We start from the raw sequence: 17,092 nt of genomic DNA, 5'->3' as shown, positions 1-17,092 counted from the left end.
ATAGGTTGGTTCTGGCCAAATGCGCTCGAGCTAGTTGTTCTTATTCTTTATCTTTGTTTTGTTCCGCCAGTTCCATTTCGAGTTCCGTTTGGATTGAAAGGGACTTATGCTCGTCAGAAGCCAGGTAATCGATGATTTGCTGACGCTCTTCATCGGTCATTTTCGCTCCGTTTCCTTTCATACGGTCAACAACTGATGTCCATGCCTCGGGACCTTTACTGTTGTTTCTCATGATACGGCCGATATCATGGCATGTTAAGCAAGTACCAAGGAATGCTTCTTCATTGACATTTCTTGCATCCGGGAAGACAAGAGTGGATGCTTTCTTGATTTTGTTCGCTTCTTCTTCGTTGCCTTTTTGGTAGGCTAAAATTTGGTCTTTAGGTACATTTGTTTTAATGGCGATTCCATTTGGATTCAGACCAACAGGTATTGTCTGTCTGAAGTCCCTCTTCTTTGTAAGGTCGATTTTAGTAAGGGTTTTGTCTCCCCAGTTTGAACCGAACATCATGCTGCCATCAGGACTCCAGCTTAGCCAGTGGATATTCTGGACGCCCCAGATTTTCCTTACAATCTTGTAGTTGTCTTCTGGATCCAGCACTGTCAAATACCCAGCACCATTCTGGGAAGTATACCAGTATCCGTCTGGACCAAGATAAGGGATGTTTGTTCCGGGACCTGTTTTAATTGTCTTGATGAACTTTAATTTTTTTGCATCAATGATGGAAATGGATCCATCATTACGGTTGCCTGTTACAAGGTCATAGGTGTCACCCATGAAATGGACGTTAACTGGCTTTGGAATATCCTCGAATTTCTTGAGAAGTTTTTCCGACTCCGCATCATAGACAGCAATCTCATCGTCTGCTGTGTTTGAAACAGCTACAAGCTTGCCATCGTTTGACATATCCATTCCGGAACCTGTTCCTTTTCCGTAGTCAGTTTCCGTTCTTTCCAGGTTTCTCATGTCACCTGTTTCGATGTCGATGACTGTAATGAAAGATTCAGCCTGCAAGCTGACAAACAACTTTTTGCCATCGGGAGTGACATTCAAATCCCTTGGCTTTTTACCAACATCTTTGAAGACCTTAACAAATTCAGCTTTTTCTGCATCAATCATTCCAACCGCGCCAACGCCGTTCAAAGAGGTAAAAGCATATTTGCCATCCCTTGAAAACGTTAAGTGTTGAGGAGCGGGATCGGAATCAAATCCAGGAAAATCAATGTTATGGGATTCCAGAGTTTTCATATTGATAGCTAGGACGCTTGTTCCGTAACGCTGTGTCGCAAAAGCCCAAGACTGGTCCTTGTTCAAGTGGACATGGTGGGGTGTACCTGAGCTTTGGATGTATTTTACGGTATTGCCAGTTTTAATATCAGCTATGGCAATACCGTTACTAACTTCGTTTGCTGTCAAGATCCAGCCTTCGCCGTCCCAGTCCTTATTGGTATCCGCGTTTCCGTTCGGCTGGTCTTTCCACCAGTTAGATGAATAGTCTTCATGGATTGGAGGAAGATCCTTCTTGTTTACATCATCAAGAGATGTATCTTTTACTGCGGCTTCAGAGCATGCAGTAAGAGAAATTGAAAGTAGTGCGAATGCTGACAGTTTCAAGATTTTATTCATTTATGTTTTCACCTCGCTTTGTTTTTCTTTAGAACCATCCAACAAGCAGGACTAGTACAAGGGCAGTCGTTGTACCCCATGTAATCCATACTCCTGGATGTGTAAGCCATTGAGTTTTATCATCCACACGTGAAATGCCCTGGGCAAGTCCGTACGGGCAAACCTTACAGAATGAGTTCCTAGCCTTGTAAGATAAAGCTGTATATAGCACAGCAGTTGAAGTGACAAGGAAGAAATATTTGTTCATTTTAAAGTTAACGAGTGATTCCCAGATCGTGATAGGATTGTAAAAGTAACTTACAGTCGCGTAAGCCATGAAGATGCTTACCACAAAAGCCAGCAGGAAGGTTACCGCTTTTCCTTTCTCACCTAATTTTGCTTCAATCTTATTCAAAAGCATGCTGAAGGTATTGTGCGGGCATGCATACTGGCAAAATGCCCTGTACACGATCAGCGATAGTGCCAGGAAAGCCATCAGGAACAAGAATAAGAAAACGAAAAATAGATAGCCAGCTTCATAGGATAATTCGAAGCCGAATAAAAACAATTTTTCATTGTCGATATCCATCCTGAAGCCGTTCCAGAATGGAAGAGTGAAAATAATGATAAAAAATGCCCATCTTGTTATAGTTTTACCCACAAGAATCCTCCTTTCCTTATCTGTAGTCCTCTAAGTATTCATAAACTTTGTCGATTTCTTTCTCTGTATAAAGGTGTCCGATCGCAGGCATCGTGTTACGGCCTTTTTTAATGACATTCTTGATGTCCTCTTCCGGCATCCTGTCGGTTACACCTCTCAAGTCAGGTGCTGCACCTGTAGCGTGGCAGTTCAGGCAAGTCCCTTCAAAAATAAGCTCTCCTTTATTATCCTGTGGAGCGGCAGCAGGTTCGACTGCAAGCTTTCCGGGCATGAAGATTGCATATCCGATCGCCCAGATGGCCACAACATAAAATACAGCTACCAGGAGCTTCGGCACTTTATTGTGTTCAATTTTAATATCAGAGACAATATCCGCCTCTTTGCTATCATGTTGCTGATATTCTTTTTTCATTTTTCACACCTGCCTTTAAATGCTGTGATAGAAAATCATTACCTTAAACCACCGGGGCTTAAGGTAATGGTTAGTAAAATGAAGTCTAGTTCCGTTCATTCAATTTTGCTTCTTCGAGTTCTTTCTTGTACTCTTCCAATCTCTCTTCTGTTGGCTTTAGGCTCATTAAGTAAGCGACAAGGTCATCAAGTTCCTGATTCGATAGATAATCGAAAGAAGGCATGATTGTTCCAGGGCTTGTTGATTGTGGGTCAATCAAGTGCTGGCGCTGCCAGTCTTCGTTATATTTCAAGCCAACCCACATTAAATCCGGGCCTGTACGGTTAGAACCCAAGAGATGGGGTAAATCATATTTATAGTCGCCGCCTTTGGTTACTGGTCCAAGGTTCTGGTTCGTATCAGCAGGCAATGCTCTTACAAATTGTGTATGGCAAGTCTGGCAGCCGTTCTGGATATAAATTTCTCTTCCTCTAGCTTCAGCGGAATCCTCTGGATAGTTGCGGAGCTCGCCGCTCGCAGTTGCAGAGTTGATTTCCTGGTCGAAGAGGGGAAGGATGACGGTTCCGGCTACACCGAAAGTCCATAGAATTAAAGCAACGATTAATACAGCTGATGGTTTACGTTCCAACGTGTTCCCTCCTCATTAAGCACTAGCAGCTTGCTGCTGAGCTTGCTGTTTTTTCTCAAGTTTTGCAAGTTTAATAGTTTTATACATATTCCATGCAAGGAAGAATTGAGCTACATATATCATTGTTCCACCGATTGCGCGGCCTTGTACGTAAGGCTCCATCATCAATACAGTCTGCAGGAATGGAACGCCTTCGATCCATGCGAATCCCTGGACAACGCCTGCGATCCACAATGAGAATGCGAATATTAAGAAACCAACAGTAGAGAACCAGAAGTGAGCTTCCATTGCTCTTTTGCTAAACATCTCGCGCCCAACGATCTTAGGCAGGATGTAATAGATTGCAGCGAAAGATGTGAAAGAGAACGCACCGAATGGTCCCATATGTGCATGCCCGACAGTCCAGTGAGTGAACTTAATGACTGAACTTACAGATGGAAGGGCTTGCAATGGTCCCTGAAGACATGCGAACAGGTAAAAAATCGTTCCCGCAACCGTGAAACGAAGCGGCACGCTTGTTCTTGTCTGTGACCAGGATCCTTTCATTGTTCCCCAGAAGTTGGCTAGAACTGCCCAAACCGGAATCAATAGAACGATCGATGGAATAACCCCGGCTTTTGAAATCCAGCCTGGGATCGGGCCATTCATCAAGTGGTGAGGACCATTCCAAACATAGAATGTAGCGATTGCCCAGAAACCAATCATGGATAACTGGTGGCTGTATAGCGGACGTCCGGTCAATTTAGGAAGCAGATAATAAATTTGTCCAACACCTACTGTTGTCATCCAAAGGCCGATTGCATTGTGGCCCAGGAACCAGCCCATCAGACCTTGCTGTACCCCGCTTGGAATCCATTGTGCCGGGAAGTTGCCGACAATCCAGGTCAATGGCAGCCATAGCAGTGATCCAAGGAAATACCAAAGGCTGACATAAAGCATTTTTTCCTGGCGGCGTCCAACTGTCTTGAAAAGGTTATAAGCTACAAGTCCAATTGCGACAAGAAGCTGAACGTCAACCCATAATGGAAATTCGCCGTATTCGATGACCTCCGTCTGGCCGAACAGCAATGCGAAGAAACCTTCCAAAATGACAATGTTATAAAAAACTAGCGCAAAATTTCCCATCTTCTCGCTATAAACCTTCGTTTTAGCGAGCTTTGGAATCATGTAGAACATTGATCCTACATAGGCCATCGATAACCACGCATAGATGACGAGCATAACGTGCGCAGAGCGAACATGCCCATAAGTTGTCCAGCGGTTGTTCAACAATTCTGGCCAAATTTGTTTTGTTGCAGTAAGAAGTCCCATGCTCATGCCGATGATAATCCAAAAGACAGCAGCGATGAACCAATTTTTGGATGAACTCCACTTTTCGTCTGTAAACATTTTGACACTCCCTTGTTCATAAAATAAACACATAAATTTCACAATTTATTCACAATCTGCTATGTTTCATGATACATCCCATACGGAAATAAAGTTATTCAATTTTTCTATAGTGTTATCCAATTATTTTATACTTGCTGTCTAACTGAAAAAAACACGTTAATTTACAATTTTTGCCCAAAAAAAAACAGAGCGGAAGGATTTCGCTCTGTCAGGAGATTATTAATTTTATTCTTCTTTTTTATTATACTTTTTGCGCAGTGTATCAAGGACGAGGATAATCAAGATAGGGACTCCGATATAATAAATCAAATCGAAGTAAAAACCCAGGGATTGATGTTCCATTTGTTTACCTCCCAAATTAATTTGAACACATTGTAATCCCAAAGGTTTTTTTTTACAACCCCTAAAAATATACTCTGGACGGTTTCCGATATTTCTGTTAGAGTAATTCGATAGTATAGGACAATTTTCAAAAAGGAGGTGCAATTATGGTACCTGGAGCTTGGCTCTTACTAATGGTTATGTTCGCATTCACTGCTTCAGCAGGGATTGTCTGGGCCTGGAGCAAGAAAAACGGGCTTTACGATGAAAGTGTAAAATTTAGAATGCTTGATGAAGACTAATCAAGCCTGGATCACAATCTTTACAATCTGCTAATTATAAAGATTTATTTCTTCAGGCTTCTATTTTCTTATTACTATCCCACTATTACTTCTTCTAACTCAATTCACACTAATATCTCTTATCTGACTAGCTGCTATTTCATAGCTTTTTTATTTCAGAAAACTATTTTCTTCTATATTTATGTTATCAGCTGCGTGTCTTTCGATTTCCAACATATTGCTTTAAATCTAATTCCATTCAACAATCTAAAATAGAAACATATGATGTTTATATCCGCGTCAAAGAACTGTTTTTTAAGGTTATGATTAATTATGATAAAAAAAGTCATAAAAAATTCATAATTACGGTTGACAAAGGTGTTGATCTTTTATATTATATACCCTGTGAGGTATTTAACAACGTAATCACGTTAGAAAAGATATTATATTTTTTTGCAGTCATAAATACCCGTTACGGTAATTAAAGAGAGGGAGATAAATAATGGGAGAACAGAAAAAAACCACAATTATTTTATTCAGTGGGGATTATGATAAAGTCATGGCTGCTTATATTATTGCTAATGGTGCCGCGGCCTATGATCATGAAGTGACAATTTTCCACACATTTTGGGGCTTGAACGCACTAAGGAAAGATGAGCCGATCCAGGCTGACAAAGGCTTCATCGAAAAGATGTTTGCCAAGATGATGCCAAGAGGCGCTAACAAATTGGGATTGTCAAAAATGAACTATGCAGGCTTCGGACCTAAAATGATCAAGGATGTAATGAAGAAGCACAATGCAATGCCGCTTCCAGACTTGATTGACATGGCAAAAGAGCAGGATGTAAAGCTTGTTGCCTGCCAAATGACAGTAGACTTATTTGGCCTTAAGCAAGAAGAAATCATGGAAGGCGTTGAGTTTGCTGGTGTAGCAGCTTACCTGGCTGATGCGGAAAACGGAAACGTCAACCTGTTCATCTAATAGATACTATTAACTGGAGGTCGACAAATGGAAACTGTTAAAACAAATGCAACAATCGACGCAAAAGGGCTTGCATGCCCAATGCCGATTGTCAGAACCAAAAAAGCAATCAACAATTTAACACCTGGCGAGGTTTTAGAGGTGCTTGCAACGGATAAAGGTTCTAAGGCGGATATCCAGGCTTGGTCTAAAAGCTCTGGCAACCAATACCTTGGAACGATTGAGGAAGGCGATGTTCTTAAACACTATATCCGCAAGGGCGGTTCTGGTGAGGAACAAGAAGAAACAAAATATCCAAACATTGTTTCAAACGATGATGTTGTCAAGAAGCTTGAAGCAAAAGAGGATGTTGTTGTCCTTGATGTAAGAGAGCCGGCTGAATATGCTTTTGGCCACATTCCAAATGCAGTTTCTATTCCATTTGGTGAACTTGAAAGCAGACTCGAAGAACTTGATAAGTCCAAAACAATCCTGGTTGTTTGCCGTACAGGCAACAGAAGTGATATGGCTTCCCAGGCACTTGCAGGCAAAGGCTTTGAGAAGGTTTGGAACGTGGTGCCAGGCATGACTGAATGGAACGGCCCAACTGAAACAAAAGTACAATAATTTATTTTTTTGAAAAAATCATACCCAGGGAGGTAAAATAGTTTATGAAAGCAATGACGTCTAAAGAAGTAACGAAAAAAGTATTCAATAAAGAACCATTTTTCATCCTTGATGTCCGAAACGAGAGCGACTTCAACGACTGGAAAATCGAAGGCGAAAACTTCGACTACCTTAACATCCCATACTTCGATCTTCTTGACGGAGTAGAAGAAATCCTTGATAAAGTACCAACCGATAAAGAAGTTCTAGTTGTATGTGCTAAAGAAGGTTCTTCAGTAATGGTCGCTGAAATGCTTGAGGAAGCAGGCCGTGAAGTATCTTATCTTCAAGGCGGTATGAAAGCATGGAGTGAACACCTTGAGCCAGTAAAGGTTGGAGAGCTTAAAGATGGCGGAGCAATGTACCAGTTCGTCCGCATCGGAAAAGGCTGCCTGTCTTACGCAGTTGTTTCTAACGGTGAAGCTGCATTGATCGATGCAACAAGAATGACAGATGTATATCTTGATTTCGCTAAAGAGCTTGGCGTTGAAATTAAGCATGTATTCGATACACACCTGCACGCTGACCATATTTCCGGCGGCAGAAAAATTGCTGAAGCTACAGGTGCAGCATATTGGCTGCCTCCAAAAGACGCTGATGAAGTAATATTCAACTACCAGCCTCTTGAAGATGGCAATAATGTAAAAATCGGTGAAACAAACATCGACATCAACGCACTATACACACCAGGACACACAATCGGTTCTACTTCTTTTGTAGTAGATGAAAAATATCTTTTATCTGGGGATATACTATTCATTGACTCAATTGGACGTCCGGACCTTGCTGGTAAAGCAGAAGACTGGGTAGCAGACTTGAGAAACTCTCTTTACACTCGCTACAAGCAGCTTTCTGATGAGCTTGTCGTACTGCCTGCGCACTTCATGATCATTGAAGAGCTGAACGAAGATGGCAGCGTATCTGAAAAACTAGGTACTCTTTTCGCTAAGAACCATGGTTTGAATATCGAAGACGAGGCTGAATTCAGAAGACTTGTAACTGAGAACCTCCCGCCACAGCCAAATGCATACCAGGAAATTCGTGAAACAAACATGGGTAAAATCAACCCAGACGATGAGAAGCAGAGAGAAATGGAAATTGGACCAAACCGCTGTGCGGTAAGATAAATCTGGTTGGGGGCTTTGCTCCCTGATCACCATTGAAAAATACAACTTTTTATACAACCAAGGAGGATTTTAACATGAACGTAGCAAAAGTATTAGACGCAAAGGGACTAGCTTGTCCAATGCCAATCGTAAAAACGAAGAAGGCTATCACTGACCTTCAATCTGGAGATGTACTAGAAATCCATACAACTGATAAAGGCGCGGTAAAAGATCTAGCAGCTTGGGCACAATCCACTGGAAACGAACTTCTGAAGCACGAAGAAGAAAACGGTGTGTTCAAGTTCTGGATGAAGAAGGCGTAATTGAACGAAAGGGGGGGCTCGTCTCCCTTTTCTTTTGCGTTTTTTGAATGAGGAATGCTTTGAGGCATTCCTGTGGAAGCAGTTATGTACAAAAAGGAGGAAGCCCGATGGATTTCACGTATCTTATTGTCATCTTTCTAATTGGTTTTATCGGTTCTTATATTTCCGGGATGGTTGGAATCGGCGGTTCAATCATTAAATACCCAATGCTATTATACATTCCGCCATTGTTCGGCATTGCCGCATTCAGCGCTCACGAAGTTTCAGGAATCAGTGCGGTCCAGGTTTTCTTCGCGACAATCGGCGGTGTCTGGGCTTACCGTAAGGGTGGATACCTAAACAAAACTTTGATTATTTATATGGGTTCCGCAATCCTGGTCGGTTCTTTGATCGGAAGCTACGGTTCCCGCTTCATGTCTGAAGGCGGCATCAACCTTGTATACGGAATTCTTGCATTGATTGCCGCTGTCATGATGTTTGTTCCAAAGAAAAATGTCGATGATATCCCGCTTGATCAGGTAACTTTCAATAAATGGCTGGCAGCATTCTTCGCACTTATCGTTGGTGTTGGCGCAGGTATCGTAGGAGCTGCCGGAGCATTCTTGCTAGTGCCAATCATGCTTGTCGTATTGAAAATTCCTACTCGAATGACAATTGCAACATCACTTGCCATCACGTTTATTTCTTCAATTGGATCGACAGTGGGTAAGCTAGCTACTGGCCAGGTAGAATTTTGGCCGGCATTGATCATGGTAGTTGCCAGTCTAATCGCATCGCCAATGGGTGCAAATGCTGGTAAGAAAGTAAATACTAAGATTCTACAGTATATCCTCGCATTCTTGATTTTAGGTACTGCAATCAAGATTTGGATGGATATCCTGTAAGGATTTGTTTAAACAAGACTTCGCTTTTGCGGAGTCTTGTTTTTTTAGGGTTAAGGAAGGGAAGTTATTATGACAGGTTTTAAGGGGAAGCCTCGAAGTTGTCAAGAAAGCGAGGTAATTGTGACAGGTATTAAGGGGTGAGCCTCGAAGCTGTCAAGAAAACGCGATTATTGTGACAGGTTTTATGGGGCGAGCCTCGAGGTTGTCAAGAAAGCGAGGTTATTGTGACAGGTTTTAAGGGGTGAGCCGCAAAGCTGTCAAGAAAGTGAGGTTATTATGACAGGTTTTATTGGAAGAGCCTTGAAGCTGTCAAGAAAACGCGATTATTGTGACAGGTTTTATGGGAAGAGCCTCAAAGCTGTCAAGAAAGTGAGGTTATTATGACAGTTTTTAAGGGGAGAGCGTCAAAGCTGTCAAGAAAGTGAGGTTATTGTGACAGGTTTTATTGGAAGAGCCTTGAAGCTGTCAAGAAAACCCGATTATTGTGACAGATTTTAAGCCGAGTGCCCCAAAGCTGTCAAGAAATCATAGTTATTATGACAGGATTGAGGGGCTAGAGCTCAAAGCTGTCAAGAAAACGCGATTATTGTGACAGATTTTAAGCAGAATGCCCCAAAGCTGTCAAGAAAGCGAGGTTATTGTGACAGGTTTTATGCTGAGTGCGTCAAAGTTGTCAAAAGATGCTCCAACTTCAGACAGGTTTGATGGAAAAGCAGGAAAAGTTGTCAAAAGATGATCCAACTTTAGACAAGTTTGGAGGAAAAGCATGAGAAGTTGTCAGAACAAGATGCAACTTTTGCGTAAAATTAAGAGAAGGACAGTAAAAGTCCCCAAAACATCTTCCTACCGAGTTGGTTAGGAAGAATTACTATCTGGTTTATTATGGCAATATAGTTAATATTTATACAAAACATGAAAAGTTAAGCCTTTCGACTCACGAAAAAAACTATCAAACAATACTTTCTCCCTATTTAGAATATACTGAATCTTTTATATTATTTAATAAATAGAAATATTCTAATAGGGAGTGGATAATGTGTTAAAAGTTCTTTCTACATCAGCGCTTTCCCTTGCTTTGGCGGGGAGCGCAGTGTTTGCGGGAATCAGCCCAACTGATTCCGCTGTAAAACCACAGAGTAAATATGAACTAAGCCTTGCTCACCATGTAGGTGCAGCTCCAGAGCTAGTTGATAGAGCAAAGGAATTAGGGATTGATATTTCTAAGGTCGATCCTGCTGAAAAGGCTGCACAAAATGGAGCTAAATTCCAGCAGCCTGGCGATAACCATGTAGCGTACAAAGAAGCAACTGGTGATATTCCGGTACTCGTTATTCTGGCAAAGTACAAAGAGGGAGACGAGCCGATCGGCGACATGCCTGGTCAGGTTCCAGCGAAATATTATGAGGATTTAGTTTTCGGAGATGTATATAATCCTTACGAGCTGCCACAATTCCAGAAGTATGACGGCCCAGATGTTCCAAAAGACCGTACAATGCAAAACGCTTATAAGGAGTCAAGTTACGGAAAAACGAACTTGGTCCGCCATGAAAACACAGATTTTGTGTGGGTTGAGCTTCCGAAAGGTGCCTCTTACTATCTTGACCAGGAAGGCACTTATGCAGAAGGCGGAGTCTATAAGCTTGGAAACGTAAATGGTGATGCCCATACAGGTGAGTTCATCCGTGACCTGTTAAAAGCAGCGGATGATCAAGTCGACTTTTCTAAATACGCTGATGAAAGTGGCCAAGTTCCAAACGTATTCGTCGTTCACGAAGGAACAGGTGCTGAATACAGCCGTGACCCAGCACAGTTCTGGTCACACAAGTGGAGCTTGCTAAGTGCCCTTTACTATGGAAAATACTATGAAACTGGCAAGCCAGCGGACGTTCATGCAGGCATGAGCCAATCTGAATGGATTGCAAAAACAGAAAAAGAAGACATGACATATGACGGCGTAATCGTTAACAACTACAACATCCAGCCTGGTATCGGCGGTAACGTAGCTGGTTTCGACGCAGCGACAAACACTTACAAAGAAGAAGCAAAAACAGGTCCATTCCCGGTACAAACTGGTGTTTATGCACACGAATTTGGACATGCTCTTGGATTGCCTGACTTCTATGATACTGTTTACTCATCTGAAGGTGTAGGTAACTACTCAATGATGGCTGGCGGATCTTGGATGCGCTATCCTAATAAGGCTGAGTACGGTGGAAACTCTCCTACTCACTTCGATCCATTCTCAAAGATTTTCTTAGGATGGGCTGAACCAATCGAAGTAACACCAGAAAGTGGAGTACAAACGATCACTTTACCGGCGGCAAACAAAGCTGATGCTGATAACGGAATCGTCAAAATGGAAGTTCCAGGATCAAACGGAACTGAATACTTCCTATTCGAAAATATGCAGCAGGATGGTTTTAACAAGGGTATGGTTCGCCAAGGTGAAGACGCTCATGGTTTAGTTGCATGGCATGTTGATGAAAATGTCATCAATCTTTACCAGACTGCTGGCTTCCGTCCAAACAACGTTGAAAACTGGATGAACAAGCGCTTCCAGTTCAACCAGTCACAGACTGCAAGCAATGGCGATGTTGTCACACACTATGGTCTATCTGTCCTTCAGGCAGACGGCAAGTATGACCTTGAAAGAAACCTTAACCGCGGTGATGCTGCTGACTTCTTCAAGACTGGCAGCAAAATCACTCCAGTAAGCGGCAACGTTCACACTGGTTCGTACTACTTTTGGAAAGGTTTTAGCGATACACCTGCTGATTCTGGTATCCATGTAACGGATATTAAAGAAAACAAAGATGGATCAATCACAGCTAAGTTCTTCTACAACTTCAATTCTAGTGTAAAATAAATAACGCTGAAAAAACCTGAGCAGGTTCGTTCCTGCTCAGGTTTTTTCATATTTGATTTCTATTAGCTCATTTACCGTTTTCAGGAACAAAAACTTCCAGATGGCTCTGAAGCACTCTCGCTTTGAATGGCAATGGTTCGCCTTCTTCACCGTCGATGTTCACCACATGGTGTTTGCCGGAAGTCACATTAAGGAAGGAGCTTCGTATATATTCTACTTCTTCACTTTCCTGCAATTCTCCCTTCATGAGGGATGGGATCAGGGCTGCAATTTTCGGGACAGACATCTTTTTAATAATGAATGCATGAAACTTGCCATCATTGACACTGGCTTTGGGGGCAAGGGCCTCGAACCCGCCTACAGAATTCGTAAGCGCAGCAATCAGCAGGAAAGTTTGGCCTTCCCATTTACCGTTATCGTGCTCGACACATATATCGATTGCCTCGCCATTTAGGAACGATTTTGCACCTTCCATAAAATAGGCCAGTGAACCTAGTCTTGTTTTTAGTTCAGGGCTCACGCTGTAAGAAGCTTCTGCAATGGCGCCGACTGCTATGACATTTGCGAAATAATGCTCATTGATTTTACCTATATCTACTGGCTGCAGGTTTTGCCCATCCAGAACAGAAATAGCTTCATAGGGATCAAGCGGAATATTGAGTGCCCTGGCAAAATCATTGACCGTACCAAGCGGGATGATGCCGAGAGCAGGCCTGTGGGCTTGTTCAGCCAGTCCATTTATCGCTTCGTTGATTGTCCCGTCCCCGCCCATGGCAATGACAGCATCATATAAAGCAACGCAGGCCTCGGTAGCAAATGCCGCTGCATCGCCTTCTTTTTCAGTTCTTCGAATATCTATATCATCGTATTGGTTTCTTAAGGTTTCCTCTATTTTTTCAGCGTAGTCAGCCGCTTTCTCTTTTCCTGAAGATGGATTTAAAATAATCATGGCTTTCATCCAGGATAACCTCCCCAAAATCTATTTTACAGAAATAAGTTTTTATCAACCCTATTATTTACCTTTAAATGAATCCCTATAAACAAGTGGGAATTGCCGCGTTACTACAGAAGTAAAAAATGAAGCAAAACGGTGATTCAGTGAGAAAGACTGCGATTTGGCATAAATATTGGATTAAATTGAATAAAAAGAGTCGTTTTTGGCGTTCTTTTCATGTTTACAAGTAGAATGCAGGAGGAGTATGATTACAGCAGTTTAAGATATTGAATGAGTTTCATATTTCTAAATCGCTGAATCCGATAGGAGCGGGGGAACCAACTTTGTGGATGGAAATCCACTTGGGGTGAGGCCTGAATCATAGGCGGGGCTATTCTGAGCCCTAATCCGACAGCTAACTCCGTAAGCGTTGCAGAAGAGGAAGATGAAGCTTGTGTGACATGTATGTTCAAAAGTCCACAAGGCTGCTATCTTTTAGCCTCTGGGGGCTTTTTTGTTTTGCTGTATTTTAGATATGCCGGCTATGCTAAAATTCCAGTTTGAACAAAGTCCCTGCAAAGAAATATTAGACGCATAATTCCTCATACTAAGGAAAGAAGGAAGAATCATGCGCAGGAAATTGTTTTTCAGGATGGATCCCCCGAAAGTACTTGTTTTGGGATTTGGTGCCATTATTTTGTTAGGGACTGTGTTGCTCTCACTGCCAGCTTCTACAGTGAATGGCAGGGGACTTCCGATTTTGGATGCATTGTTTACGGCAACTTCAGCAACCTGTGTAACAGGCCTTGTCGTCGTTGACACAGGCGATGCTTTTACACGTTTTGGTGAAATGGTCATCCTGTCGATGATTCAGGTTGGCGGACTGGGGTTCATGAGTTTCGCCACTTTACTTGCATTTATTTTAGGAAAAAGAATTTCTTTTAAAGAAAGGCTGATTATCCAGGAATCATTGAATAACGCGACTGTAGAAGGGATTGTCAGGCTTGTCAAACGAATCTTTCTTTTTACAGCCGCAGTCGAAATCACTGGCGGAATCATTCTTTCTCTGAGGTTTTCACAGGAGATGGCTGCAAGCAAGGCGATTTATTTTGGTTTTTTTCATGCCGTATCGAACTTTAATAATGCCGGTTTTGATTTGATGGGTGGATTCAAAGGGCTTACTGTATATGCTGAAGACCCGATCGTCAATCTTACCATGATCACTCTCATTAGTTTGGGAGGGATTGGATTCATTGTCATGAATGAGTTGTTTGACTATCGCAGGACAAGAAGACTTTCCCTGCATTCGAAAATCGTTTTAGCAATATCGGCTGTATTGGTGTTTGGAGGAGCTCTCCTGATTTTCATCCTGGAATTCAACAATCCATCCACCTTGAAGCCAATGACGATGACTGGTAAAATATTCGGAGCGTTTTACCAGGCTGTCACACCAAGGACAGCGGGATCCAATACATTGAATATCCCTGACTTGAAGCAGTCAACCTTGTTTTTGATCATCTTCCTGATGTTCATTGGCGCTTCGCCAGGCTCTGCGGGTGGAGGAATCAAGACGACCACATTTGCGGTCCTGATTGGTGCAGTCAGGTCACAAATCCGCGGCAGGGAGGATATCACATTCTTTGGCAGAAGAATGGATCAAAGCATTGTCTCCAAGTCATTGACGATTACACTGATTTCACTTTTTTTAATAGGATTGGTTACAATGGTGTTGACCGTCACTGAACCAGGAAAAGAGTTTTTGATGATATTCTTTGAGACAGTTTCTGCCTTTTCAACTGTAGGGCTTTCTATGGGCTTGACCCCTGAGCTATCACCATATGGAAAAATAGTAATAACGATTACGATGTTCGCAGGCAGGGTTGGCCCGCTGACACTGGCTTTTGCAATAACGAAAAAAAGAAAAGAGGATCATTATCGATATCCAGCTGGAAAAGTGATGATTGGGTAGGAGGATGTTTTTTTTATGGCAGCAAAACAATACGCAGTAATCGGCATGGGCCGTTTCGGTTCAAGTGTAGCGACGACTTTATACAATGAAGGAGTCGAAGTCTTGGCGATTGATAAAAGTGAGCAACATATCGAGGACTATAAAGAGTTTGTTACCCATGCGGTAATCGGCGACTCAACGGACGAGCAAACGTTAAAGGCTGTAGGAATCAGGAACTTTGATACAGTAATTGTGGCAATCGGGGACGATATCCAGGCAAGTATCCTTACCGTTCTTATTTTAAAAGAAATGGGTGTTGCCAATGTTGTTGCAAAAGCCCTTAACAAACACCACGCGCAAGTATTGTTCAAGGTTGGTGCGGATAAAGTCATCTTCCCGGAAAGGGATATGGGGGAGAGAGTTGCCCATCAGCTGATGGCATCACCAAATGTATTGAACTTTATCGAGCTATCTGATGACTATAGTATCGAGGAAATCAAACTTCCATTGAGCATGGCAGGGAAGAACCTGATTGAAATCAATCTGCGTGCCAAATATAATATCACGGTTATCGGCGTGAAGACCGCTAACAAAGTCGACATCTCTCCAGATCCGGAGAAAACGCTAAGAGCAGAGGATATCCTGATTGTCCTTGGCGAGAATGGAGATTTGAACAGGTTTACGAAAATAAAATAATGTTATAGCAGGCTGTAATGAACAGCCTGCTTTTTTCGTTGTTCAGTCAAGGTTCTTTTCTTGAATTTGACATGCAGGATCGATTATATGAGTCTATAATAAATAAGAGATAATAGAGTAATGTTAAAGAGTCTGTTCATGTACCAATAACAGAAGAGAAGGTGAAGTCTTGAAGCAAAAAGATTTATTCTTAGCGTTTTTTCGCGTGGGAATCCTCGGATATGGCGGCGGCCCTTCCTCGATCCCGCTTGTACATAAGGAAGTGGTTGAAAAATATAAATGGATGGATTCTGATGAGTTCGGTGATGTTCTTGCTTTGGGAAATGCGCTGCCAGGTCCGATTGCCACAAAAATGGCCGGCTACATTGGCTATCGAGTAGGCGGATACCTTGGTATGATCAATGCCCTTACAGCAACGATGATTCCGGCAATCATCCTGATGATCCTGCTGCTGACCGGCCTGAACTCATACAAAGATGAGCCATGGGTGAAAGGAATGGCAGAGGCTGTTGTTCCAGTTGTTGCCGTCATGCTTGCCGTCCTGACATGGGATTTTATCAAGAAATCAGGCAAATCAAACCTCGGATGGGCGTGGACAGTTGTGGCGCTCATTGGCAGCCTGGTTCTTCTTCAATTCTTGAATTTGCATCCTGCTATTTTAATTTTTGTATTGCTGCTCGGAGCCTTGCTGAAAAAAGACCCTGTTACCGCAGAAAATAAACAAACAGGAGGGGAGCAGCAGTGATTTATTTCCATATATTTTTGGCCTTTTTCATTCCTGGAATTTTAGGATATGGCGGCGGTCCTGCCTCCATTCCATTAATCGAAAATGAAGTCGTTGACCGTTATGAATGGATGTCAGTCAATGAATTCAGTGAGGTGCTGGCGATGGGGAACGCCCTGCCAGGCCCGATTGCTACCAAGATGGCTGGGTATATCGGATATGCAGAAGGTGGAATCCTCGGTGCTATAGTTGGAGTATTTGCCACGGTAGCACCATCCCTAATCCTGATGATCAGCTTGCTCGGTTTGTTGATGAAGTTCAAAGATTCACCCCGTGTCAAAAGATTGACAATCGTCGTCCGCCCAGTCATTGCCGTCCTATTAGGGGTCATGACCTATGATTTCTTTTTCTCTTCCTATGAGGGTGTCGGCCTGATTCAGACCATTCTGATTGGCGGAATCAGCTTCTTCCTGATGGAAAAACTTAAAGTCCACCCTGCCTATGTCATCGCAGGATCCCTTGTTTACGGTGCCCTTGTTTTATCGTAAGCAAGAATGGATGAAGTAAGAAAGTTATATTTAATGAAGTCCCGGAAACCTAAGCTCCCGGGACTTTTCCTTTTTTATAGCTTTCTCCCCTATAAATTGGTTAAAATATTGAAGAGACTTATTTTAGGAAGGCTC

Annotated in this window: 17 protein-coding genes and 1 riboswitch; of the genes, 11 read left to right on the top strand and 6 right to left on the bottom strand. The window is 42.5% G+C overall.

Going from position 1 to position 17,092, the window contains the following annotated elements; translation table 11 throughout:
• Positions 1-40 precede the first annotated feature (40 nt).
• From FOF60_RS20250 to FOF60_RS20230, 5 genes are all read right to left on the bottom strand, one after another.
• Positions 41-1,627: a beta-propeller fold lactonase family protein gene (locus FOF60_RS20250; RefSeq protein ID WP_192472580.1), complete on the bottom strand. Its 1,587-nt coding sequence runs from the start codon at positions 1,625-1,627 to the stop codon at positions 41-43.
• Between the two features lie 28 nt (positions 1,628-1,655).
• Positions 1,656-2,267 carry a 4Fe-4S binding protein gene (locus tag FOF60_RS20245; protein WP_192472579.1) on the bottom strand — a complete coding sequence of 204 codons (612 nt, stop codon included), beginning with the start codon at positions 2,265-2,267 and terminating at the stop codon, positions 1,656-1,658.
• A 16-nt stretch (positions 2,268-2,283) separates the two neighbouring features.
• Positions 2,284-2,679 carry a c-type cytochrome gene (locus FOF60_RS20240; RefSeq protein ID WP_192472578.1) on the bottom strand — a complete coding sequence of 132 codons (396 nt, stop codon included), beginning with the start codon at positions 2,677-2,679 and terminating at the stop codon, positions 2,284-2,286.
• A gap of 85 nt (positions 2,680-2,764) precedes the next feature.
• Positions 2,765-3,307, bottom strand: a complete 543-nt coding sequence (locus FOF60_RS20235; protein WP_192472577.1) for a cbb3-type cytochrome c oxidase subunit II — start codon at positions 3,305-3,307, stop codon at positions 2,765-2,767.
• 15 nt (positions 3,308-3,322) lie between these two features.
• Positions 3,323-4,696, bottom strand: coding sequence for a cbb3-type cytochrome c oxidase subunit I (locus FOF60_RS20230; RefSeq protein ID WP_192472576.1), 1,374 nt, complete (start codon positions 4,694-4,696; stop codon positions 3,323-3,325).
• Positions 4,697-5,187: 491 nt separating this feature from the next.
• Between FOF60_RS20230 and FOF60_RS20225 the strand changes: the two genes are divergently transcribed.
• From FOF60_RS20225 to FOF60_RS20195, 7 genes are all read left to right on the top strand, one after another.
• Positions 5,188-5,322, top strand: coding sequence for a hypothetical protein (locus FOF60_RS20225; protein WP_264647598.1), 135 nt, complete (start codon positions 5,188-5,190; stop codon positions 5,320-5,322).
• Between the two features lie 481 nt (positions 5,323-5,803).
• A complete protein-coding gene (locus tag FOF60_RS20220; protein WP_144478679.1) occupies positions 5,804-6,283 on the top strand; it encodes a DsrE/DsrF/DrsH-like family protein in 480 nt (159 codons plus the stop codon).
• Positions 6,284-6,310: 27 nt separating this feature from the next.
• On the top strand, positions 6,311-6,889 hold the full coding sequence (locus FOF60_RS20215; protein WP_192472575.1) for a sulfurtransferase TusA family protein: 579 nt from the start codon (positions 6,311-6,313) through the stop codon (positions 6,887-6,889).
• A gap of 44 nt (positions 6,890-6,933) precedes the next feature.
• Positions 6,934-8,055: an MBL fold metallo-hydrolase gene (locus FOF60_RS20210; RefSeq protein WP_192472574.1), complete on the top strand. Its 1,122-nt coding sequence runs from the start codon at positions 6,934-6,936 to the stop codon at positions 8,053-8,055.
• Positions 8,056-8,129: 74 nt separating this feature from the next.
• Positions 8,130-8,357 carry a sulfurtransferase TusA family protein gene (locus FOF60_RS20205; RefSeq protein ID WP_144478685.1) on the top strand — a complete coding sequence of 76 codons (228 nt, stop codon included), beginning with the start codon at positions 8,130-8,132 and terminating at the stop codon, positions 8,355-8,357.
• Positions 8,358-8,464: 107 nt separating this feature from the next.
• Complete coding sequence (locus FOF60_RS20200) at positions 8,465-9,241, top strand: sulfite exporter TauE/SafE family protein (RefSeq protein ID WP_192472573.1); 777 nt, start codon at positions 8,465-8,467, stop codon at positions 9,239-9,241.
• Positions 9,242-10,277: 1,036 nt separating this feature from the next.
• The gene (locus tag FOF60_RS20195; RefSeq protein ID WP_192472572.1) at positions 10,278-12,107 is read left to right on the top strand and encodes a M6 family metalloprotease domain-containing protein; all 1,830 of its coding nucleotides are present in this window, start codon (positions 10,278-10,280) and stop codon (positions 12,105-12,107) included.
• 67 nt (positions 12,108-12,174) lie between these two features.
• On the opposite strand, the gene FOF60_RS20190 is transcribed toward FOF60_RS20195, so the two are convergent.
• Positions 12,175-13,065, bottom strand: a complete 891-nt coding sequence (locus FOF60_RS20190) for a diacylglycerol/lipid kinase family protein (protein WP_192472571.1) — start codon at positions 13,063-13,065, stop codon at positions 12,175-12,177.
• A 278-nt stretch (positions 13,066-13,343) separates the two neighbouring features.
• A riboswitch (cyclic di-AMP (ydaO/yuaA leader) is annotated at positions 13,344-13,487 on the top strand.
• 182 nt (positions 13,488-13,669) lie between these two features.
• Between FOF60_RS20190 and FOF60_RS20185 the strand changes: the two genes are divergently transcribed.
• The 4 genes from FOF60_RS20185 to FOF60_RS20170 all read left to right on the top strand — a co-directional run bounded on the left by FOF60_RS20185 (position 13,670) and on the right by FOF60_RS20170 (position 16,957).
• Positions 13,670-15,010 carry a TrkH family potassium uptake protein gene (locus FOF60_RS20185; RefSeq protein ID WP_192472570.1) on the top strand — a complete coding sequence of 447 codons (1,341 nt, stop codon included), beginning with the start codon at positions 13,670-13,672 and terminating at the stop codon, positions 15,008-15,010.
• A 15-nt stretch (positions 15,011-15,025) separates the two neighbouring features.
• Complete coding sequence (locus tag FOF60_RS20180) at positions 15,026-15,685, top strand: potassium channel family protein (protein WP_192472569.1); 660 nt, start codon at positions 15,026-15,028, stop codon at positions 15,683-15,685.
• A gap of 169 nt (positions 15,686-15,854) precedes the next feature.
• Positions 15,855-16,430 carry a chromate transporter gene (locus FOF60_RS20175; RefSeq protein ID WP_192472568.1) on the top strand — a complete coding sequence of 192 codons (576 nt, stop codon included), beginning with the start codon at positions 15,855-15,857 and terminating at the stop codon, positions 16,428-16,430.
• A complete protein-coding gene (locus FOF60_RS20170) occupies positions 16,427-16,957 on the top strand; it encodes a chromate transporter (protein ID WP_192472567.1) in 531 nt (176 codons plus the stop codon). Before FOF60_RS20175 ends, FOF60_RS20170 begins: the two co-directional genes overlap by 4 nt.
• Positions 16,958-17,092 lie beyond the last annotated feature (135 nt).

Origin of the sequence: Mesobacillus jeotgali, assembly GCF_014856545.2 — a bacterium.
GTDB lineage: Bacteria > Bacillota > Bacilli > Bacillales > Cytobacillaceae > Mesobacillus.
Note: the sequence above shows the minus strand (reverse complement) of the source record. Positions and strands in the feature narration are given on the sequence as shown.

Excerpts from the sequence above, each read along its gene's own strand:
- FOF60_RS20250 (WP_192472580.1), bottom strand. The coding sequence starts at position 1,627 with ATGAATAAAATCTTGAAACTGTCAGCATTCGCACTACTTTCAATTTCT.
- FOF60_RS20240 (WP_192472578.1), bottom strand. The coding sequence starts at position 2,679 with ATGAAAAAAGAATATCAGCAACATGATAGCAAAGAGGCGGATATTGTC.
- FOF60_RS20230 (WP_192472576.1), bottom strand. The coding sequence starts at position 4,696 with ATGTTTACAGACGAAAAGTGGAGTTCATCCAAAAATTGGTTCATCGCT.
- FOF60_RS20225 (WP_264647598.1), top strand. The coding sequence starts at position 5,188 with ATGGTACCTGGAGCTTGGCTCTTACTAATGGTTATGTTCGCATTCACT.
- FOF60_RS20220 (WP_144478679.1), top strand. The coding sequence starts at position 5,804 with ATGGGAGAACAGAAAAAAACCACAATTATTTTATTCAGTGGGGATTAT.
- FOF60_RS20215 (WP_192472575.1), top strand. The coding sequence starts at position 6,311 with ATGGAAACTGTTAAAACAAATGCAACAATCGACGCAAAAGGGCTTGCA.
- FOF60_RS20210 (WP_192472574.1), top strand. The coding sequence starts at position 6,934 with ATGAAAGCAATGACGTCTAAAGAAGTAACGAAAAAAGTATTCAATAAA.
- FOF60_RS20205 (WP_144478685.1), top strand. The coding sequence starts at position 8,130 with ATGAACGTAGCAAAAGTATTAGACGCAAAGGGACTAGCTTGTCCAATG.
- FOF60_RS20200 (WP_192472573.1), top strand. The coding sequence starts at position 8,465 with ATGGATTTCACGTATCTTATTGTCATCTTTCTAATTGGTTTTATCGGT.
- FOF60_RS20190 (WP_192472571.1), bottom strand. The coding sequence starts at position 13,065 with ATGAAAGCCATGATTATTTTAAATCCATCTTCAGGAAAAGAGAAAGCG.
- FOF60_RS20185 (WP_192472570.1), top strand. The coding sequence starts at position 13,670 with ATGCGCAGGAAATTGTTTTTCAGGATGGATCCCCCGAAAGTACTTGTT.
- FOF60_RS20180 (WP_192472569.1), top strand. The coding sequence starts at position 15,026 with ATGGCAGCAAAACAATACGCAGTAATCGGCATGGGCCGTTTCGGTTCA.